The 20932-nt window shown below is 45.8% G+C and carries 17 protein-coding genes; 9 read left to right on the top strand and 8 right to left on the bottom strand.

Annotated elements, in window-relative coordinates:
* The first annotated feature begins 112 nt into the window (after positions 1-112).
* From pheT to LZG72_RS25870, 5 genes are all read left to right on the top strand, one after another.
* Entirely contained in the window at positions 113-2542 is a 2430-nt protein-coding gene (gene pheT / locus LZG72_RS25890; protein ID WP_233878051.1) for a phenylalanine--tRNA ligase subunit beta, read from the top strand.
* A gap of 42 nt (positions 2543-2584) precedes the next feature.
* Entirely contained in the window at positions 2585-2929 is a 345-nt protein-coding gene (locus LZG72_RS25885; protein WP_233878050.1) for a hypothetical protein, read from the top strand.
* On the top strand, positions 2926-3237 hold the full coding sequence (gene zapA, locus LZG72_RS25880; protein ID WP_233878049.1) for a cell division protein ZapA: 312 nt from the start codon (positions 2926-2928) through the stop codon (positions 3235-3237). The genes LZG72_RS25885 and zapA overlap by 4 nt, the downstream gene beginning before the upstream one ends.
* 121 nt (positions 3238-3358) lie before the next feature.
* Positions 3359-4930 (top strand): ribonuclease Y, encoded by a 1572-nt coding sequence (gene rny / locus LZG72_RS25875; protein WP_233878048.1) that lies wholly within the window; start codon positions 3359-3361, stop codon positions 4928-4930.
* A gap of 15 nt (positions 4931-4945) precedes the next feature.
* Positions 4946-6481 (top strand): sigma 54-interacting transcriptional regulator, encoded by a 1536-nt coding sequence (locus tag LZG72_RS25870; RefSeq protein WP_233878047.1) that lies wholly within the window; start codon positions 4946-4948, stop codon positions 6479-6481.
* A 73-nt stretch (positions 6482-6554) separates the two neighbouring features.
* Here the strand turns inward: LZG72_RS25870 and recA are convergent, their stop codons facing one another.
* On the bottom strand, positions 6555-7622 hold the full coding sequence (gene recA / locus LZG72_RS25865) for a recombinase RecA (protein ID WP_233878046.1): 1068 nt from the start codon (positions 7620-7622) through the stop codon (positions 6555-6557).
* A 214-nt stretch (positions 7623-7836) separates the two neighbouring features.
* Complete coding sequence (locus tag LZG72_RS25860) at positions 7837-9330, bottom strand: hypothetical protein (protein ID WP_233878045.1); 1494 nt, start codon at positions 9328-9330, stop codon at positions 7837-7839.
* Between the two features lie 194 nt (positions 9331-9524).
* Between LZG72_RS25860 and LZG72_RS25855 the strand changes: the two genes are divergently transcribed.
* Both LZG72_RS25855 and LZG72_RS25850 read left to right on the top strand, forming a co-directional pair.
* Positions 9525-10562 (top strand): aminopeptidase, encoded by a 1038-nt coding sequence (locus LZG72_RS25855; RefSeq protein WP_233878044.1) that lies wholly within the window; start codon positions 9525-9527, stop codon positions 10560-10562.
* Between the two features lie 11 nt (positions 10563-10573).
* A complete protein-coding gene (locus LZG72_RS25850) occupies positions 10574-11377 on the top strand; it encodes a DUF3108 domain-containing protein (protein ID WP_233878043.1) in 804 nt (267 codons plus the stop codon).
* Here the strand turns inward: LZG72_RS25850 and LZG72_RS25845 are convergent.
* Both LZG72_RS25845 and dnaA read right to left on the bottom strand, forming a co-directional pair.
* Entirely contained in the window at positions 11364-12344 is a 981-nt protein-coding gene (locus tag LZG72_RS25845) for a GNAT family N-acetyltransferase (RefSeq protein WP_233878042.1), read from the bottom strand. The two genes, LZG72_RS25850 and LZG72_RS25845, sit on opposite strands and share 14 nt — an antisense overlap.
* A 50-nt stretch (positions 12345-12394) precedes the next feature.
* Positions 12395-13822: a chromosomal replication initiator protein DnaA gene (gene dnaA, locus LZG72_RS25840; protein WP_233878041.1), complete on the bottom strand. Its 1428-nt coding sequence runs from the start codon at positions 13820-13822 to the stop codon at positions 12395-12397.
* A gap of 256 nt (positions 13823-14078) precedes the next feature.
* Between dnaA and LZG72_RS25835 the strand changes: the two genes are divergently transcribed.
* Entirely contained in the window at positions 14079-15275 is a 1197-nt protein-coding gene (locus LZG72_RS25835; protein ID WP_233878040.1) for a methylmalonyl-CoA mutase family protein, read from the top strand.
* On the top strand, positions 15272-17407 hold the full coding sequence (gene scpA, locus LZG72_RS25830; RefSeq protein WP_233878039.1) for a methylmalonyl-CoA mutase: 2136 nt from the start codon (positions 15272-15274) through the stop codon (positions 17405-17407). Before LZG72_RS25835 ends, scpA begins: the two co-directional genes overlap by 4 nt.
* Here scpA and LZG72_RS25825 read toward each other — a convergent pair.
* The 4 genes from LZG72_RS25825 to LZG72_RS25810 are packed head-to-tail and all read right to left on the bottom strand — an operon-like array spanning position 17404 to position 20923.
* Entirely contained in the window at positions 17404-18591 is a 1188-nt protein-coding gene (locus LZG72_RS25825; RefSeq protein WP_233878038.1) for a beta-ketoacyl-[acyl-carrier-protein] synthase family protein, read from the bottom strand. The genes scpA and LZG72_RS25825 overlap by 4 nt on opposite strands.
* A complete protein-coding gene (locus LZG72_RS25820; protein WP_233878037.1) occupies positions 18588-18860 on the bottom strand; it encodes a phosphopantetheine-binding protein in 273 nt (90 codons plus the stop codon). Before LZG72_RS25820 ends, LZG72_RS25825 begins: the two co-directional genes overlap by 4 nt.
* 33 nt (positions 18861-18893) lie before the next feature.
* Positions 18894-20171 (bottom strand): ABC transporter permease, encoded by a 1278-nt coding sequence (locus LZG72_RS25815; RefSeq protein ID WP_233878036.1) that lies wholly within the window; start codon positions 20169-20171, stop codon positions 18894-18896.
* A 2-nt stretch (positions 20172-20173) separates the two neighbouring features.
* Positions 20174-20923, bottom strand: coding sequence for an ABC transporter ATP-binding protein (locus LZG72_RS25810; protein WP_233878035.1), 750 nt, complete (start codon positions 20921-20923; stop codon positions 20174-20176).
* Between the last annotated feature and the right edge of the window lie 9 nt (positions 20924-20932).

Here is a 20932-nt window from a genome sequence, read left to right as displayed (position 1 = left end):
CAAAAAAGTCCGGCGTATTCACTTTTCAAAAGCGCCGTTCACACTTAAATCATTATTTTTGTAGAAAGTCAGGTTTCCATTTCTGACTTTGAAATTACTTTAAAGCATTCGCATGAAGATCTCCTATAAGTGGCTTAAAGACCTGATCGAACTAAACGAAACGCCGGAAGAAATCGGCAAATTACTCACTGCAACCGGACTTGAAGTCGAAGGAATTGAAGAGATCGAATCCATAAAAGGAGGATTAAAAGGGGTGGTAATCGGCCAGGTGTTAACCTGTGAAAAGCATCCGGAAGCTGATCGCTTGAAAACGACCACAGTCGATGTCGGCGGAGAAAATCCATTATCGATCGTTTGCGGCGCGCCCAATGTGGCTGCCGGCCAAAAAGTCATTGTGGCTACCGTGGGCGCAGTACTTTATCCATTGGGAAGTGAAGAAGCTATCACCATTAAAAAATCGAAAATACGCGGCGCCGTTTCAGAAGGGATGATCTGCGCCGAGGATGAATTAGGCCTGGGAACTTCCCATGCGGGGATTCTGGTACTTAATACAGATCTGGCAAATGGTACGCCAGCGAACGAATACTTTGGAATTGCCTCTGATTACCTCATTGAAATAGGCCTGACACCCAACCGGGCCGACGCCGCATCTCATTTCGGAGTAGCGCGTGACTTAAAGGCGGTTTTAAACCGGGCGATCACCCTGCCATCGGTCGATTCATTTTCAGTAACGGATCAAAGTCTGCCCATTGAAGTGGTGGTGCAAAATCAGGAAGCATGCCCCAGATATACCGGCTTGACGATCTCAGGATTACAGGTGGCCGAATCTCCCGCCTGGCTCAAACAACGTTTGCAGACCATCGGGATCCGCTCCATCAATAACATCGTCGACATTACTAATTATGTATGTCACGAACTCGGCCAGCCGCTGCACGCTTTTGATGCGGAGAAGATTCAAGGCAAAAAAGTCCTTGTTAATACTGTGGCTGCGGGAACTCCGTTTGTAACATTAGACGGCATCGAGCGCAAGATCTCCGGCAGCGATCTGATGATTTGCTGCGAAGGCGAAAATGGCGCGCCCGAGCCTATGTGCATTGCCGGTGTGTTTGGCGGACTTACTTCCGGCGTGAGCAGCGAAACCACTTCCATCTTTCTGGAATCCGCATACTTCTCACCAGTCTGGGTGCGTAAAACGGCCCAACGTTTTAGTTTAAAAACTGATTCGTCATTCCGTTTCGAGCGGGGTACTGATCCTAATATGCCGCTTTTTGCATTGAAACGGGCTGCATTACTCATCACTGAACTTGCCGGAGGAAAAGTCGCATCCGAGATCACCGACATATATCCTGCGCCCGTTGAAGATTTCGAGGTTCAAATGAAGTACCGGAATATCGACCGGCTGATTGGCAAGTCACTCGACAAAGGGTTGATCAAAACGATTTTGGGAAGTCTGGATATCCGAATCGAAAACGAAACAGAAACCACATTTACGGCAATCGTGCCACCTTATCGGGTTGACGTACAACGGGAAGCGGATGTGATCGAGGAAATTCTCCGCATTTACGGTTTCGGGCAGGTAGAATTGTCGGAGGCGATGAGCTCGGATTTCCTTTCGGATTTTCCGGTCAATGATCCGGAAAAGTTAAAACTGCGCATTTCCGAGCTGCTGGTAGCAAACGGGTTCAATGAAATGATCAATAATTCATTGACAAAACCGGAATATCAGGCGTTTCTGGCGGATAGCTTTGCAGGCGCCCCGGTCAAGATACTTAACTATCTGAGCGAAGATCTGTCGGTGATGCGCCAGACATTATTGTTTTCAGGACTTGAAGTGGTCGCTTATAATAGCAACCGCCGCCAACGGGACCTCAAACTTTTTGAATTTGGTAAAACATATTCCCAGCTCAATGAGAAGTATGTTGAAAATGAGCGGCTTTCGCTTTTCTTAACGGGAAATATCCAGCAGGAAAGTTGGTTTGAAAAGTCGCGCGATGTGGTTTTTCATGACCTGGCTGCGTTTGTGAATCAGGTGCTAACGGCATTGAGAGTAAAAGAAGTGGAAAAGCAGGATGCCGACAAAGCGATTTTCAAACAGGGCATTACTTTACTTTTAAACAAAAAACCGGTTGTTTCTTTTGGTCTGCTTAATACGACAGTAGCCAAGAAAATGGACATTAAGGCTCAGGTCTTTTTTGCGGATTTCGACTGGGATTATTTGCTTCGTCAATACAGCTCCATCATTGACTATAATGAAGTACCTAAATTCCCGGAGGTGCGTCGTGACCTGTCGGTGGTTGTGAACAAAAAGATCACTTTTGATGAGCTGCGGCAGATCGCCTACCGGACGGAGCGCCAACTGCTTCGCTCTGTGAATGTTTTCGATGTATATGAAGGTGCAAACCTGGAAGGGAAAAAATCTTATTCGATCAGCTTCATTCTGCAGGACGACCAGCAGACGCTGACTGACAAAGTCATTGACAAGTCGATGCAGAGACTCATCACGGCTTTTGAGAAGGAGTTTGAGGCAGTGATCAGAAAATGAGGTAAATCGCTTTTGCTTTGACGGTAATTTTAAAGTTCAAAAATGGAAAGGAGCATTGAACGTGTTATCGCACATAAGTTAACCGATCTTGAGAAAAAACTCGAGATTCTGGTTAATACCAAAGAGAAATTGAGATGGGAAAATACGGAGCTGCAGCGCGAAAATGCGGAGCTTCGCCTGTCAAATATTAAACTCAAGGAGGAAGCAAAAGAATTGAAGAAAAAAAACACTAGTTTGGAAAAAGACTTTAATAAGTCCAAAAGTTTCGCTAAAATTGTCACTAGTAAACTGACACCAACAAGCGGAATTGCCGAGCTGAAAGAATCAGTTGAAAGATATATCCAAGAGATTGATAAGTGCATTGAGTTGCTTGAAGATACCTTATGACAAAAAATAACATACCTAATCCAGATGTTTCTGTCTTTATAAAACTGCTGGACAGAGGTTTCAAACTGAGCGTTCCGGCGGATCAGGAGAAATTCTACAGAGATGGGTATGAGGTATTCATGCAACGCGTGCAACAGCATAAATTAAGAGGAAAAGTATACGGTGACATCGAAGCGATTGCTCTCACGTCCATTGAATGCCTGGTAGCATTGCAAAGGAATAATGAGCAAACGAACAACCTGGCTACAGCTTTTAAACACAGAATTGAAAAACTGGATGAAACCATAACCGGTGCCATTGAAAGCTGAACAGATACACACCTAACCCTTTTTATTTAACGAATCTCTTCCTATTTCTCTCAATTCCTTCATTTCGGCATTTTGACGCTGGTGTAGTCGGTTAAACCAACTATATATAACCATTAGTAAAATGTCAAATTCTCAGTTTTTCATCATCGTTCTGTCGGATATCATTGCCATAGGCATCGGTATTTTCGCAGGTAAATACATCTTTAAAAGGTCATTTGACCAAAAAGAGAAAGATGCCCAGGAACGGGCCGCCGAGATTTTAAGAAATGCTGAAAGTGCCGCCGAAAACATCAAGAAAGACCGAATCCTCGAAGCCAAAGAAAAGTACCTCCGCCTGAAATCAGAATTCGAAGAAGATGCGAACAAAAAACGCAGCATTCTTCAAACGAATGAACAAAAGCTCAAACAGCGCGAGCAAAGCATGAACCAGACCATTGAGCAAAACAAACGCCGCGAAAATGAACTGGAAACTCTCAAAAATAACTTAAACCAGCAACTTGAAACGGCAACAAAACGCCGGGAGGAAGCTGAAAAATCACTTCAGCAGCAAGTTACCCAGCTGGAAAAAATAGCCAATCTGACTGCCGGGCAAGCCCGCGAACAACTGGTCGACGCATTGAAGGCGGAGGCTGATACCAGGGCCGGATCGTATGTGAAAAGTGCAATGGAAGAAGCGCGGTTGACGGCGACGAAAGAAGCAAAAAAGATCGTGATCGAGACCATTCAGCGTACCGCCGCCGAACATGCCATCGAGAACTGCGTTTCAGTTTTCAACATTGAAAACGACGATATTAAAGGAAAGATAATCGGCCGCGAGGGCCGGAATATCCGTGCGCTGGAAGCTGCAACGGGCGTAGAGATTATTGTGGATGACACTCCTGAGGCGATTGTCATTTCAGGATTTGATCCGGTTCGCAGGGAGATCGCCAGACTTTCGTTACACCGCCTGGTGCAGGATGGAAGGATCCACCCGGCACGCATTGAAGAAGTGGTGGCCAAAACCCGCAAGAATATTGATGATGAAATCGTCGAAATTGGCGAGCGTACCGTCATTGATATGGGAATCCACGGATTACATCCCGAGCTTGTGAAGATGATCGGCCGTATGCGTTTCCGTTCGTCTTACGGCCAAAACCTGTTGCAGCATTCACGTGAAGTAGCGAAGCTTTGCGCGACGATGGCATCGGAACTTGGACTTAATACGAAACTGGCGAAACGTGCCGGGTTACTTCATGATATCGGCAAAGTGTGGCCGGAAGAATCAGACCTTCCGCACGCGATCCTGGGAATGGAGCTTGCCAAGAAATACAAGGAAAATCCGGAAGTATGTAATGCGATCGGTGCCCACCACGATGAAATCGAAATGACGAGCATTCTATCGCCGATCATACAGGTTTGTGATGCGATTTCAGGATCACGTCCGGGAGCACGCCGCGAAATGATGGAATCGTACATTCAGCGTCTGCGCGATCTGGAAAACATGGCGTTGTCATTTGAAGGAGTTGAAAAATGCTACGCGATCCAGGCGGGCCGGGAGCTGCGTGTGATCATCGATGCCGACAATGTTTCGGATGAAAAAGCAGGTATGTTGTCATTTGATATATCCCAAAAAATTGAAAAAGAAATGCAGTACCCGGGCCAGATCAAAATAACGGTGATCCGGGAAATGCGTTCAGTTGCGTACGCGCGTTAATCCAGCACATATTACATGAATTACTCACAGCTTTCCAGTTCAGAATTATTAAGTATTCATACACTCGGCGAACTAAAAAAAGCAGGTTATCAGTCGCGTTCCATTAAACAGGAACTGCGGGACAATCTGATCGCAAAAATCAAGGGTAAACAGAACATTTTTCCGGGAATTTGGGGATATGAGGAAACGGTTATCCCCGATGTCGAGCGTGCGATTTTATCCATGCACAACATCAACTTCCTGGGTCTGCGCGGCCAGGCCAAAACCCGGATTGCACGCATGATGGTGGGATTGCTCGACGAATACATTCCTTACATTAAAAATTCGGAGTTGCATGATGATCCTTTGGAGCCATTGTCCAGATTCTCAAAGGATATTTTGGCGGAACATGGCGACCATACCCAAATCGCCTGGCTCCACCGCGATGAACGTTATACGGAAAAGCTGGCGACACCCGATGTGTCGGTAGCTGACCTGATCGGCGACGTAGACCCCATTAAAGCTGCGACTTTGAAGCTGCCCTATTCGGATGAGCGCGTGATCCACTTTGGGTTAATCCCGCGCTCGCACAGAGGGATTTTTGTCATTAATGAGCTTCCCGACTTACAGGCCCGCATTCAGGTAGCGCTTTTTAATATTTTACAGGAAGGCGATATCCAGATCCGAGGCTTCAAACTGCGTTTGCCGCTTGATATTCAATTTGTATTTACAGCAAATCCGGAGGATTATACCAATCGGGGAAGCATTGTAACGCCACTTAAAGACCGGATCGAAAGTCAGATTGTGACCCATTATCCAAAAACGATCGAGACAGGCAAGAAAATCACAGAACAGGAAGCGGTAGTAAAACCGGAACAAAAAGGTTTGGTGAAACTCAATGAACTTGTTAAAACACTCATCGAGCAGATAGCATTTGAAGCCCGTGAAAGCGAGTATGTGGATAGTAAAAGTGGCGTTTCGGCGCGTTTGACGATTTCTGCCTACGAAAGCCTGTTGAGTACTGCCGAGAGACGTGCGCTCATTAATGGCGAAGAAAATACGTACACGCGCATTTCAGATCTCTACGGCGTTGTTTCTGCGATTTGCGGAAAGGTGGAGCTTGTTTATGAAGGTGAGGTGGAAGGCCCGGTGATCGTTGCCCAGAATCTGATCGGAAAAGCGATACGCACCCAATTTCTGCAGTTCTTCCCGGATCCTGAAAAAAGCAAAAAAAGCAAGATCAATCCATACGCCAAAGTAATTGAATGGTTTGGCGCTGGTAACGAAATGGAAATGCCCGGCGACATGACGGACCGGGAATACATGGCCAGACTTAAGACCATCGATGGTCTGGACGATTTCGTAGATATGCTCAGCGCCTACGCAGATGGTGATGAGAAGTTGTTCATGATGGAATTTGCATTACACGGGATGGCTGAATTTTCGCTGATCGGAAAGCAATCGCTGGATCAGGGAATGAAGTTCCAGGACTTGGTAAGCAGTATGTTTTCCGGCCCGGGCGATGAAGATTATGACTTTGATGAAGACGACGATGATCGCAAACCGTTTTAAGATAAAATTAGATACTAACGAAAAATGCCCTGTTTTTAGCAGGGCATTTTTCGTTAGTATCACTTCAAAAATATCAGAGTGGAGAACCTTCGTCCACCACATTCGGCTCACTGGTATCAATCAATGCGTCTGGCTCGTTGTTGACCTTTCCGCGAACTTTGGCTTCCAGTTCATCCATCAATTCCGGATTATCCTTAATAAGCGCTTTCACCGCGTCCCGGCCTTGTCCGAGCCGGTTGCCATCATAGCTGAACCATGATCCGGATTTTTTAACGATATCCAGTTCCACTGCAAGGTCGATGATCTCCCCGACTTTGGAAATTCCTTCGCCGTACATGATGTCAAACTCGACCACTTTAAATGGCGGCGCGACTTTATTTTTCACTACCTTAACCCGTGTACGGTTACCCAGGATCTGATCTGCACTTTCTTTAATCTGTCCCACACGACGAATATCCAGCCGCACAGAAGCATAATATTTCAATGCATTACCACCGGTCGTCGTTTCCGGATTTCCAAACATCACCCCGATCTTCTCGCGAAGCTGGTTGATGAAAATACAGCAACAGCCCGTTTTATTAATTACACCCGTAAGCTTGCGAAGCGCCTGAGACATCAAACGTGCCTGTAAGCCCATTTTGCTATCTCCCATTTCGCCTTCAAGTTCTGCGCGCGGAACCAATGCAGCCACTGAGTCAATCACAATAATGTCTACTGCGCCACTGCTGATCAGGTGTTCGGCAATTTCAAGTGCCTGCTCACCATTATCAGGTTGCGAAATCAAAAGATTGCTGGTATCGATCCCGAGTTTTTCGGCGTAGGAACGGTCAAATGCGTGTTCTGCGTCGATGAATGCAGCCAGTCCGCCTTTCTTCTGAGCTTCGGCGATGCAATGCATGGATAAAGTCGTTTTACCCGAAGATTCAGGGCCGTAGATCTCAACTACCCTGCCCCGCGGAACTCCACCTACACCCAGGGCGAGATCAAGCCCGAGTGAACCTGTTGAAATGACTGGAATGTCTAAAACCTTACTGTCGCTAAGACGCATCACCGTACCCTTTCCGTAGGCTTTGTCCAGCTTTTCCAGCGTGGTTTGTAATGCTTTTAGTTTGTTGTCTTTATCCGAAGTTGTTTGTGCCATAAAATGGTAGCAGAATTTAGTTTATTTACAAAAAAAGCAGCTTTTGATGCCCAAAAACCGCTCAAAAAAGGGTCTTCACTAATATGTAAAAATACCGATTTATAGTATTAATTGCAACCCGTTTTTTGCTTATAGTTATAATAAAAACGCCATTCCCTTCGGTTTGAAGCTGTTGTAAAAAATCGGGAAAATTTGAATGTCCGAACGGACGCTATCAATTATCAGAAGGTTTTTTTGGTGCCATTTTCAGCTCATAAAAAGAATCTTTTTTCCCCAGGTACTGATCCGCCTCACGCTGCGACCATTTGTCTTTCAACACTTCATAAATATTCGGGTAAGCATCGTAGGGAATCGGATCGAATGCCACTTTATCGGGAAAAATCGCCTTCGTAGCCACATTTACCCTGAAAGCCCTGACAACCCGGCCAATCGCGATGAGCGAGCTGGAAAGCAGGAGCGCGAAAAACGCCAGATGCAGGAACGACTTGCGGATCATTTTCCAGGAACTCTGCCACGAGGCTGTCGCAAATGGATAGAACAAATACATGCCAATGATGAGCAGATACGGCATTAACCCGCGAAACAGAAAATCATTGACTTTTCCCATCCGGTAAATCGGGAAAACCATGAAGAAAAACAGGATCACATACAACGGAAACGGGTCCATGGTAGCGGAAAGCCGGTTACTGAACAAACGATAGCAAACGATAAACAAAACCAGGTTGATCCCGATGTTGATTGCGTATTCGATTCCGCGGTTGGTCATCGTGTCGCCAAACTGCCAGAGAAAACCGGAAATCGGAGCTTCTTCGTGGGACATATAAAAGACCAGGATCGGTACGCAGGCCAGAAATGGAAGTATAACGAGTTTCCCCACCAGGATCCAATCCAGTTGAAAGCGCGCAAAAACCCATTTACGAATAATTACGATCGCCGCCAAAAGCCCGCCTGTAAAGGCAGGAAAAACCGCCCACCAAAAAATAAGTGCTATTGGAAAAACAATGTGTTCGACATTCAGCTTGTTTTTTAAAAGGTAAACAAACATACCGCCCACGATCAACGTCGGGATAACCTGATTAGGTACCCAAAGGAGGTTTTCAAAATTAGACCAGGACTCCACCCCAAAATCGCCCATGACATATATCGTATGGGTAAACTTGTAAAATACCGTTTTGATCACGTGCGGCGCATCCCCGATGGTCGTGGCGAGCAATGCGTAGACGATCTTTTTATTCAAAACAATATATACCCACGCCAAACCCAGAAAAAAACCGATCATCGTCCACAGAAATAGGACGGTCTCATTAATGCTGCCCAGCAGTTTAAAAATCAGCGCAGGCACTACGTAATACCCATAATAATAAGAGATAACCGGACCTGTTTCCGGGATCCGGATGGGCCAGCTGTATTTGAAAAGTTCATAGAACTTGGTGTTATGGCACCAGTAATCAAAAGTTTGATAAGAAAGTCCCGCCACCCCGGACACGAATGTGAGCAGTAATGCCGAACCTGCCAGGATCCATAGATCCTTTCCTGTAAGCACATTTGGCGATTCAAAGTCGCGCGAGCTAATGGCGCTTGCGAATGCCAGAATAAGTACGAGAATTCCGGCGAGTGCGATATACCACTGTGTCCAATAAAAGAAAAACAGAAGATTGGGTAAAAGCAGATAACCAAGCGTGTATAACCGGAGTGATTTAACTTTCATGATAAAGGAAAAGCGTAGCAAACAAATATATCAGGTCGGGGCATATTATTTCAACTTTTAATTGATCCTTTAGTCAGTGGCACTCGCATTCCGACTCTCCATTTAGTCATTAATAAACTAATAACCGGGTACAATAGCGTGTTTTACATACATTTGTCGTGCTTGTATTTTTAAGTTTTCTGATCTGATTTTCTGTGTTTAAAAAAATATTTCTGGCATTTCTGGCGGCGCTGTTGATCCTGGGGTTCTATTATCGCAACGTACTAAGTTATGGTTTTATGCAGGCCAAAGGTCAGATTGGCATCCTGATGAACGTGGAGGAAGTAGAAGATGTATTAAAAAATCCCGCATTCCCCGACTCACTTAAAGCACAAATCAGGCTCATTCAGGAAATCAAGAAGTTCGGAGTGGATTCACTGGGATTGAGTCCGTCGAAAAATTACACTACATTTTACAACCAGCACGGCAAACCGCTGATATGGCTCATTACAGCCTCGGAACGCTACAAAATTGAACCCTACAAATGGCATTTCCCGATCGTCGGCACATTTCCCTACAAAGGCTTTTTTGACTCGACCCGGGCTTACGCGGAGGAAAAAGAATTAATCAAAAGTGGTTTGGATACGGACATCGGGGAAGTTTCTGCGTGGTCGACGCTGGGCTATTTGAAAGACCCGATCCTTTCGAGCATGTTGAAAAGACGCGTAGGAAGCCTGGCCAACCTGATCCTTCACGAACTGACACATGGAACGCTTTTTGTAAAAAATGACCTGGAACTAAATGAGAACCTGGCAAGCTTTGTCGGAGATCAGGGAGCTATCCGGTTTTTGAAGTACAAGTATGGTCTGGACTCCAAGGAATTGCGTACATATGAGTATTCCAAACGATTTAACGACGCTTATTCCGGGCATATGCTGAGGGGAACAGTTAAGCTGGACAGTCTTTATAGAACTTTTGGAAACGATATGTCACCGGATAAACGGAAAGACTCACTAAAAAAAGAGATGATTGCGAAGATACTTGCTGACGCAGATACACTGCTGGCGACGCAACGAACGTTTACAACCAAAAACACCGGGAAAGAAAACGATTTGCCCAACAATGCATACTTCATCAGTTATCTGACCTATAAGTCCAAGCAAAACCAGTTTTTGATCGAATTTGAAAAACGTTTTGGGAAAGATTTCAAAAAATATCTGACTTACTTAAAAGAAAAATACCCCTCTCTGTAATTACTTTAAGCATGAAGAGAACTTACATCATATTAGCCATTTCAGTTTTTGTTTTATTTTTTTCATTCCGGCAGTTCGAGGAGAAATATGAGCAGACCCGGGTTGTTCCAAACAAGAGTTTTGGTACCGGCGAGCGGGTTGAATATCGCGTGCATTATGGTTTTATCAACGCAGCCGAGGCGAAAGTGGAAGTGTCCAAAAATGTCTCTACAATTAACAACCGCCCGTGTTTCAGAGTGAATGTAACCGGGAAAACGGTCGGCGCTTTCGACCTCGTCTCCCGTGTTCGGGACACCTGGCGATCGTATATTGACACCACGGCGATTCTCCCGCATTTATTTGAGCGCCAGATCCAGGAAAACAAATACAGGAAGGAAGAAAAGGTATTTTTTAATCACAATAAAGACCAGGCCATTTCCAGCATAAAAGACGAAACCAAGACTTTCAATGTGCCCAATAATATCCATGACATTATCAGCGGATATTTCTTCCTCCGAACAATCGATTTCGATCGCATCTCGGAAGGTGAGGTGATCGAAGTCCCGACTTTTTTTGACGGTGAGATCTATAAATTGCGGGTACGGTATGTGGGGAAAGATGTGATTAAAACGAAATTTGGAAAGACACGGGTACTCCGGCTGAATCCACTGATACCATCCAATAAGTTTTTTAAAGACGAAGGCGCAATGCGTCTCTGGGTTTCCGACGATTCAAATAAAATTCCATTGAAAGCCGAAGTTGAATTAAAAATCGGCTCGCTGGAAATGGACCTGAAATCGTACCGCGGGTTGCGCAAAGACCTTACCTGGTTTTGAGGTAAAGTCTTCTCCTCAGGTTTTGCACCATTCTAAGTGGAAACCAAAGACGGTTTTGGCGGACCTTTAGGTAGGGTACCGCCGTACTTCCGAAGCTTTCATAGAATGCGGTAACTGAACTGACTTCGGGCGTTTCGAAATCAAAAACCAGCGGTTCCCGCGCATGTAGCCGGAAATAACTGGCCAGCAGAAAAGTCCGTGCATTTCCTTTCCGCCCCATCTCATCCGCTGCATTGAACAAATAGATCACTCGGTCCGCATTGCGTATCAGAAGAATCCCAGCCCGGATTATGCCTTCGTAATGCGCGTACCATACTTCCGCCTTGCCGATCGCCTCCAACCTTTCAAAAACAGCTTCAAGCCGGTTATAAACGCACGGGTTAACACCACCGGGAATCTTACCTGCATGGTTTTGAACGAAAAGGAAGATCAACGGGTGAATATTCCTGCTTTTCATAACTTCCCAGCCATACCGATTGCCTTTCTCGAGATTCTTTTTTCTGTCTGTTGAAAAACCGTTTACAACACATTCGTAACTGGGAAGAAGGTTAAGCCAATGCGTATGGCAGGTAGCGATTTCGATATGCGGGATCAACTCCATGCATTTACTCAGAATCAAATAATTCTCCGGATTGAAATGATACCCGGATATGTATTTAAACTGCGCGGCAAATGCCTGCAAGAAAGGCGACATATCGGATATATGCAGATCAGACTTTGAAAATATGCCCAGATACTGGCAAAAGAGTGGTTGATACGCAACGCGCATCCCCATTTTCAAACGCACCGGAATGGGCATAACAATCTTATAATCGCCCATTTCAGGCCACACGAATGCATTCCAGTCCTCACATACCAGATCCAGGTAGTTGGTGAATGCGTACAAAACAGATTGTTGGGATTCTTCGATGAGGTGGTTCCAGAGACCGTCGTTGATCTGGGAACGGGTGAGAAGCTGCGGCGTCAAATGTGTGAGAGTCAGATAAAAAAATGGTACCTGCTCTATAGACTCGCGATTTACTTAAAGTAACTGCGCAGCTTCTGTAAAGTTTCTTCCACGTCGGGAGTTTCGTCCATTAAAAGGTTGATGCTTTGAATGGAATGGATAACCGTGCTATGGTCGCGGCCACCGAAATGGTAGCCAATGGATTTTAGAGGGAGGTCGGTGTATTCTTTTGCCAAAAACATAGCCAGCTGCCTTGGATACACCACTTCTTTCTTTCGGCTTTTGCTTTTAAGATCAGCGATAGTCACCTGAAAATAATCGGCAATCACTTCCTGGATCGTATCGATGGTAACTTCCTTGCTTTCATTCATCACGATGTTTCGCAATGTATTTTTCGCAAGCTCCACATCAATTTCCCGTCTTGTGAGCGACGCCTGCGCCATCAGGGAAACGATCACGCCTTCCAGTTCACGTACGTTGGAATTCACACTGTGCGCAATGTATTCAATCACATCGTAATCGATAAAAATCCCTTCCGACTGGATTTTCTTTTGGATAATGGCGATACGTGTCTCGAAATCAGGCGCCTGCAGATCGGCGGTAAGCCCCCATTTAAAACGCGATAACAACCGGTCCTGCAAACCCTGCAGTTCGCGCGGAGGACGGTCGCTCGTCATGATGATCTGCTTGCCGAGCTGGTGCAAATGGTTGAATATATGGAAGAACGTATCCTGCGTTTTTTCCTTTCCTGAAAGAAACTGCACGTCGTCAATCGCCAGCACATCCACCTTCATATAAAAATCGGTGAAATCCTGCAGGGTATTGTTTTTAATGGAATTGATAAACTGGTTGGTAAACTTTTCGGACGACACGTAAAGTACCAGCTTGTTATCAAAGTGGTTCATGATGTAGTTTCCGATGGCCTGCACCAAATGCGTTTTGCCAAGCCCTACCCCACCGTACATCATCAACGGATTGAATGAGGTGAGTCCGGGACGCTGGGCCACCGCAAAACCCGCTGAGCGCGCCAGACGGTTACAATCTCCCTCGATGAAATTATCAAATGAATAGTTGGGATTCAGATAGGTATCCAGGTTCATTGAATCCTGGTCTTTGTCGCGATGGTTGGAGCCCAGTCTCGGATCGTTTACAAAATTATCCGGCTTCGAATAATTCGGCGATTTAGGTGTCGAAACATTCATGGTCAGCGGCTGGTGCTTTTCATTGCCCTTATCCACAATAATGGAATATTCCAACATACCATCCCTGCCAATGGCGTAATCGAGTGCTTTCCTTAAAAGATTAACATAATTATCTTCCAGCCATTCGTAGAAAAACTGGCTGGGTACCTGGATAGTGAGAACTTTTCCATAGAGTTTCAAAGGTCTTATTGGCTCAAACCACGTCCTAAAACTCTGATCAGGAATGTGCTGCTGGATCACTCTCAGGCATGCATTCCAGATCTGGTCTACCTCAGTATTTGCGTTTGTTCTATCCAATGTATGACTTACCAAAACTCGCTTCTTATTTTAAGGGACGGCAAAGATATAAAAATACCTGATCTCCCAAGATTGATCCAATGTTCAATTTACCATCAAAGCAATGTTTCTACAAGCCATAAAATAAAATCGGCCGAATTAAACGCAAGATGACCGGGGACAACTGCTCAATGCTTTTTTCACCTATAATTATAACTGCAAATTAGTAGCTTTGCTTTTGTCGGAACGTCTTTCAAACCTCGAAAACAATCCAAAAATGGCCGCCAATTTATTTGCCGAATTTCCTCCAACAACTAAAAATGACTGGGAAAAACAGGCCAGGAAAGAACTGAAAGAAAAGTTTGAAACGGCGCTTCAATGGGATGCGGGACCTGGATTACATTTTGATTCTTATGTAACCGGAAAGGATATTGACCCACAGAAAGTTTTAGCCATTCAGCATTCCCAGAAGAAAGTACCCGGCTGGCTGAACACCCCTCTGATTGCATTTCATGGGCCGGCACAAACCAATTTGGCCATTAAAAATAATCTCGAAAATGGCGCTGATGCTGTTTTAGTTGATCTGGGTGAATTGCCATTTGCAAAATGTGAATTCCCCAAATTGCTTCACGGGGTCCGGCTTAGCGATACGGCTGTTTTTTTTAGAACAAAAGAAAATGCCGCAGAACTGTTCAATCATATTTCCAAACACGCGGGGTATTATATAAAAGGCGGAGTTGTCTTTGATCCCATTGCAAACTGGGCCGAAACCGGTGAGAGATTTGAAAAACCAATCGGGCAAATCGTCACACTTTTGAACCTGACTAAGAATATGCGTGAATTCAGGGTCTGCTCGGTTGAATCGCATTTATATCACGCTAATGGAGCTGATCCTGCGCGCGAGCTTGCCTGTATCCTGGCGGAAACGGTTACTTACATGGATCTTTTGACTGAGGCAGGAATTGCCCCATTATTGGCATTAAACAGGATCTTTTTTTCAGTTGCTATCGGGCCAAAGTACCTTACCGAAATCGCAAAATTGAGAGCGTTGCGATTTCTGCTTCGCAGGATATCGCGTGCCTACCAGCTTCCCGACGAAGTATGTAATCCTTTTTTACAAGCAAAAACGTCCCCCAGCAACACTCCTGACTCTTCTTACGATGAATTAATCCGCGCCTCCTCTTCTGCAATGAGTGCGGTATTGGGCGGATGCAATGCATTGACGGTCTCTTCCATTCATGCAGGTTCCGCTGAATTCGCAGAACGCATTACCCGGAATATATCATCCATTATGCGTTATGAAAGCGGTTTGGAACACGTTGCGGACCCGGCGGCAGGTTCCTATTCACTGGAAAGTATGACATTGAATCTTGTGGAAAAAGCCTGGGAACTGTTTCTTGATATCGAAGAAAAAGGCGGATTCATTTCTTGTGTTGAAAATGGTATCATTCAAGTAAAACCGGAGACACGATGAAACCGGATTTTAAACAGATCAGTATATCGAAAGATAATCCAGGCACCGGGGAGACCCACCTGAAAAGCATTCTAACTGCGGAAGGGATTAAGTTAAAACCGTTTTTTACAAAAAACGATCTGCCCGACGTCCCGGATTCAAACGCAGGCTTGCCACCTTACCTGCGCGGACCGTACGCCAGTATGTACCTCGAACGTCCGTGGACCATCCGCCAATATGCCGGTTTTTCCACTGCCACTGAATCCAATGCATTTTACAAAAGAAATCTTGCAGCCGGGCAAAAGGGACTTTCCGTGGCTTTCGACCTGGCTACACACCGTGGCTACGATTCCGACCATCCGAGGGTAACCGGCGATGTGGGAAAAGCGGGTGTGGCAATCGATTCCGTTGAAGATATGAAGATTCTTTTTGATCAGATCCCGCTTGACCAAATGTCGGTTTCGATGACGATGAATGGCGCAGTGATTCCGATTATGGCCTTTTTTATTGTTGCTGCGGAAGAACAAGGCATTCAGCCGGAGCTTTTGTCGGGTACGATCCAGAATGACATTCTGAAAGAATTCATGGTGCGCAATACTTATATTTATCCGCCTGCGCCATCCATGCGGATTGTAGGCGATATTTTTGCTTACGCATCACGATTTCTACCACGCTTCAATTCGATCAGCATCAGCGGCTACCACATGCATGAAGCCGGTGCGCCGGCCCATATCGAGCTGGCATATACCCTCGCCGACGGTCTCGAATACATCCGGACCGGAATACGCGCCGGTATCGACATTGATGACTTCGCGCCGCGGCTTTCGTTTTTCTGGGGGATTGGGATGAACCATTTTATGGAAATCGCCAAAATGAGGGCCGGGCGGCTGCTTTGGTCAAAAATCGTAAAGCGGTTTGATCCAAAAAATGAGAAGTCGCTCATGCTCCGGACGCATTGCCAAACCAGCGGATACAGCCTCACCGAGCAGGACCCATTTAATAATGTCGCCCGCACGACGATCGAGGCAATGGCGGCGGTAATGGGCCATACTCAATCGCTGCATACGAATTCATTGGACGAAGCCATGGCCTTGCCTACGGACTTTTCTGCACGCATTGCGCGAAATACTCAGCTTTTTATCCAGGGCGAAACTGACTTGTGCAAGGCTGTGGATCCCTGGGGCGGTTCCTACTACGTCGAATTTTTGACAAACGAGTTGGCCCAAAAAGCGTGGCAGCTCATTGAGGAAGTCGAAAACCTGGGAGGTATGACCATGGCGATTGAAACTGGACTGCCGAAAATGCGCATTGAGGAAGCTGCCGCCAGAAAACAGGCGCGCATTGATTCCGGGCGGGAAGTGATTGTAGGAATGAACCGTTTTAAAACGAGCGACACGCATGTTCTGGATCTTTTGCATATCGATAATGAATCTGTGCGCCAGTCTCAGATCCGTGCATTGGATCAGATCAGAGCTAATCGTGACTCAGACGCGGTTATTCAATCTCTGAATGCATTAACAGAAGCTTGCAGGCAATCCGGCGGCAAAGATATGACAACTAATTTGCTGGCATTAGCTGTGGATGCAGCACGCAAAAGAGCTACATTGGGGGAAATTTCGGATGCGATGGAGAGAGAATTCGGACGTTATAAATCAACAATTCGATCAGTATCGGGCGTTTATCGCGCGGAGGCATCCGACGATGAGAACTTTCGTCTCGCGCTCGAAATGTCTGACCAATTTGCGGAATCGGAAGGTCGACGTCCCCGCATTCTCGTAGCAAAAATGGGACAGGATGGTCACGACCGGGGTGCGAAGGTAATTGCAACCAGCTTTGCAGACCTGGGATTTGACGTGGACATTGGCCCGCTTTTTCAGACACCAAAAGAAGTAGCCTGGCAAGCAGCCGAAAATGACGTTCACGTAATCGGGGCTTCCAGTCTCGCGGCAGGGCACAAAACGCTTATCCCGGAGTTGATCAGTGAATTGAAAAAGCTGGGACGGGAAGATATTATGGTGATTGCGGGAGGTGTAATCCCCGCACAGGATTATCAGTTTTTGTATGATGAAGGTGTAAAAGGCATTTTCGGACCTGGAACCATCATTTCTGTGGCCGCACAAAAAATCCTGACTGCGTTAATGCAGCAGGATTAACGAACCGCCCCAAAAACGAGCGAGGTGCAATTTCCGCCGAAACCAAAAGAATTGGAAAGCGCATATGTAATCTCACGGTTGCGTTCAAATGCAGCAATCGGACGTGCGCTCATCGGGTTTTGCACATTCAGGCTTGGGTATAGTTCTGAACTTACAATACTTAAAACGCTGTAAATCGCCTCAACAGCCCCTGCCGCTCCCAATGTATGTCCGGTGAAGGATTTTGTTGAGCTATACGGTGGAATGTCCTTGAACAGCTTACTCAGCCCGTAAAGTTCGACCTCGTCATTGTTCCGGGTGCCGGTTCCATGGGCATTCACATATCCGATTTCTCCGAAACTTATGCGGGAAGATTCAACAGCTTCCCGCATGGATCGAATAGCTCCGATTGCGTCGTCCGACATTGCGGAGGGATGGTGAGCATCGTTCCCATTTCCATAGCCCGCCACTCCCGCATATACTTTTTTATCCCCCACAGTTTCTTCCGATTCCAAAACCAGATAGGCGGCGCCTTCACCCAGATTTAATCCGTCGCGTTCTTCATCGAAAGGCTTACATGCAGACTCAGAAAGGATTTTCAGCGCATTGAAACCATTAACAGTATATTTTGCAAGACTATCGACCCCACCGACAATCGCTCGTTTAGCACGTCCCGACCTGATCAGTCGCGCACCAAGCATAATCGCATTGGCGGATGACGAACATGCCGTATTCACAGTATCGCTAAACCCTCTGATTCTAAACCTGTTAATGATTTTCAGTGCGTGAGATGCGCAGCCATAAGCATCGAGATATTCCGAACCATCTGACCGTAAATTGGCATCTTTATAAAGCTGATCTGTGAGGCACATTCCTCCGACTGTACTGGCAGAAATGAAGACCGTATCAAATGAAGACAGTTGATCCGGAGAGAGTTGCGCATCTTCAATAGCTTCGGTAAACGCTTTAATGGCGAGAAGACAAGTCCGGGTATACCCCGGGCTACTTTCTAAGCCAAGTGTTTCTTTGAGTTTATCGTTACTGATTTTGCATTCTCCGAAAGGTAATAAAGTTGCATAATGCGACTCGAAATGGGTAGCTTTTGAAATACCCGTGCGGGCATTCCTCAGGCTTTCGTGATTTTCAGCCAGGTTTTCACCAATCGCCGAAATAATGCCCATTCCCGTGATCAGCACTTTACTCATGCACCTGCAGGTTTGGTATTTGATAAAATGTATTCGGCCATACGGTTCACATCGACCAGTATTTTCCTGCCTTCCGCGGGATTGTTGATCTTAATTCCATATTCCCGTTCTAAAAGCACAACCAGTTCGAGCGAATCAATGGAGTCGAGTCCCAGCTCGCCGCCAAACAACGGTTCATCGTCCCTGATGTCTTCCGGATTAATGTCTAATAAATTCAAGTACTGTACGATCTGACCTTTGAGGATGGGTTTTAAGCTTTCTATATTCATGATGAGTTGAAATTACTTGGTGCGAGTTTAAACTTAAATAATTCTTTCCAGCCTGAGCTTAAAATAGGTGCCGACCTGACAAATCAGAATAAAAACACCTAAAAAAGCAAATACATGCCGGAGTTCATGCCAGCTTCCTCCTTTGAGGAACAAAACGTAAAAACCTTCCAGGCACCAATGCAGCGGGGAAAAGTTGCTGGCAAACTGCATAAACCCGGGCATTACGAATGTCGGTACTAAAATTCCGCCGATCGCCCCAAAAATGATGATCGAAATCGCCCCGAAGCCATTCGCCTGTTGCTCGGTCTTAGAAAGAGCGCCGATCATTAAAGCATAGCTTACGGCCGCCATACTGCTCATAAAAACGACCGCAGCCATTGCGATAAAATTCTGCGGAAACGCCAGCATCGGAAGTCCTAAACGGGGTAAAATCCAGATTCCCATTGAAAACGTGAGCGCCACCTGTAATACGGCAACGATGACATAAATGGTCATTTTACTGAACATCACGAGCATGAATGTGGTTGGCATGGTTTTGAGCCTCAAAAAGCTGCCGCTGATCCGTTCCTTTACAATGTTGCTGCCTAATGAGACAACCATGAAAAACATCGCGAAAATGGTCCACGCCGGCACATTATGTTGCGTTGAATTGGGTATAGCAGTCGAGTTATTGTTGGTGGCGATGATCTGATCAATCTTTACCCGGTTTGAGATCATCTTATCTTTCAAAACCTCCGATTTATCTCCGAGATCCATGGAAGTATACATGCGGTCAATCATCAGCGAGTTCTCAATAACGCTCATGTAAGATTGAATGATGCCCATGACGGATGTGCTGTAATTTTCCTGCAAAACCGGATCATTATAGAATGAAAGGCTCGGCATATCCACTTTCGGTTTGTCAGTTGTGTCATGCTCCAGCCCCAGATCGTCCATTAATATGGTACTCACGTCACCGGCATTGCTTTCCAGACCAGCCGAGAACGTTTTTGGAATGTATAATGCCAGCATTTTACCACGCGCCAGCAACTCCGACCTTAATGCTTTTTGCTGGATCCTATTTTGGCTATCTACTTTAAACAGGCCGGATTTAGTCAATAATGCGACAAGTTTATCTCCCTCCTTTCCATCATCGTGGTTCACGACCAGCAGCGGGATCTGGTTCTCGTTCACCATTTTGTAGGCGCTGTCCTGAATGATGGTGATGATGAAAACCAGTAACAATGGCATCAGGAACATTAATGCAAGTCCGGTTTTGTCATTAATGAGCAGCAGAAATTCCTTGCGTAAGGATGAAAATAGTTTGAACATAATTAATCCCGGTACGCTTCGCCCGTTAGTTTAATGAACAAAGACTGCAAACTGGAAACGGCATTTTGCACTTTTAACATTTTCAACTCACCGTTAGCAATAACCTTTCCATGATCGATCAGAGCAATATGTTTGCAAAATTCTTCTGCCTCGGACATGTGATGGGACGTGTAAATAATGGTGGTACCTGCCTGATTGACTTGCTGCAGATACCGTATAATGGCATTCCTGCTCTGTACATCGACGCCGACGGTGGGTTCGTCCAAAAATAGTATCGCAGGTTCATGAATGATCCCGATCGCCAGGTTAATGCGCCGTTTCATCCCACCGGAGAATGTGCCAACTTTTTTATCGGCCGATTTTTCCAACCCTAAAACTTCGAGCAAATGTTCTCTTCTTGTTTTCAGGTCCTTTTTAGGAATGTTATACATCGCCCCAAAGTAATCCAGGTTCTGACGAGCACTCAGCTCCTGGTAAAAAGCATATTCCTGCGGAACAAAGCCTATTCTGCTCTTTCGTTCATTGTCGGAGATCCTGGAACCGTCGATATAGTAATTTACTTCACCGGTCGATGCCGGGATGATTCCACAAAGAATGGATATGAGTGTGGTCTTGCCGGCGCCATTTGGCCCAAGTAATCCGAAAACGTCGCCGCAATGGATTTTTAGGTTAATACCCGACAGACTGTCTTCCTGAGAAGATTTATATCTTTTTGAAACGTGCTGAATCTCAATGCATACCGGTTCCGTCATAACGTATGT

Source organism: Dyadobacter sp. CY323 (genome assembly GCF_021390245.1).
Taxonomy (GTDB): domain Bacteria; phylum Bacteroidota; class Bacteroidia; order Cytophagales; family Spirosomataceae; genus Dyadobacter.
Note: the sequence above shows the minus strand (reverse complement) of the source record. Positions and strands in the feature narration are given on the sequence as shown.

Coding starts and splice junctions, on each gene's coding strand:
- scpA (WP_233878039.1), top strand. CDS start 15,272: ATGAAACCGGATTTTAAACAGATCAGTATATCGAAAGATAATCCAGGC.
- LZG72_RS25825 (WP_233878038.1), bottom strand. CDS start 18,591: ATGAGTAAAGTGCTGATCACGGGAATGGGCATTATTTCGGCGATTGGT.
- LZG72_RS25850 (WP_233878043.1), top strand. CDS start 10,574: ATGAAGAGAACTTACATCATATTAGCCATTTCAGTTTTTGTTTTATTT.
- LZG72_RS25815 (WP_233878036.1), bottom strand. CDS start 20,171: ATGTTCAAACTATTTTCATCCTTACGCAAGGAATTTCTGCTGCTCATT.
- recA (WP_233878046.1), bottom strand. CDS start 7,622: ATGGCACAAACAACTTCGGATAAAGACAACAAACTAAAAGCATTACAA.
- LZG72_RS25885 (WP_233878050.1), top strand. CDS start 2,585: ATGGAAAGGAGCATTGAACGTGTTATCGCACATAAGTTAACCGATCTT.
- LZG72_RS25835 (WP_233878040.1), top strand. CDS start 14,079: ATGGCCGCCAATTTATTTGCCGAATTTCCTCCAACAACTAAAAATGAC.
- pheT (WP_233878051.1), top strand. CDS start 113: ATGAAGATCTCCTATAAGTGGCTTAAAGACCTGATCGAACTAAACGAA.
- rny (WP_233878048.1), top strand. CDS start 3,359: ATGTCAAATTCTCAGTTTTTCATCATCGTTCTGTCGGATATCATTGCC.
- LZG72_RS25810 (WP_233878035.1), bottom strand. CDS start 20,923: ATGACGGAACCGGTATGCATTGAGATTCAGCACGTTTCAAAAAGATAT.
- zapA (WP_233878049.1), top strand. CDS start 2,926: ATGACAAAAAATAACATACCTAATCCAGATGTTTCTGTCTTTATAAAA.
- LZG72_RS25870 (WP_233878047.1), top strand. CDS start 4,946: ATGAATTACTCACAGCTTTCCAGTTCAGAATTATTAAGTATTCATACA.
- LZG72_RS25860 (WP_233878045.1), bottom strand. CDS start 9,330: ATGAAAGTTAAATCACTCCGGTTATACACGCTTGGTTATCTGCTTTTA.
- LZG72_RS25820 (WP_233878037.1), bottom strand. CDS start 18,860: ATGAATATAGAAAGCTTAAAACCCATCCTCAAAGGTCAGATCGTACAG.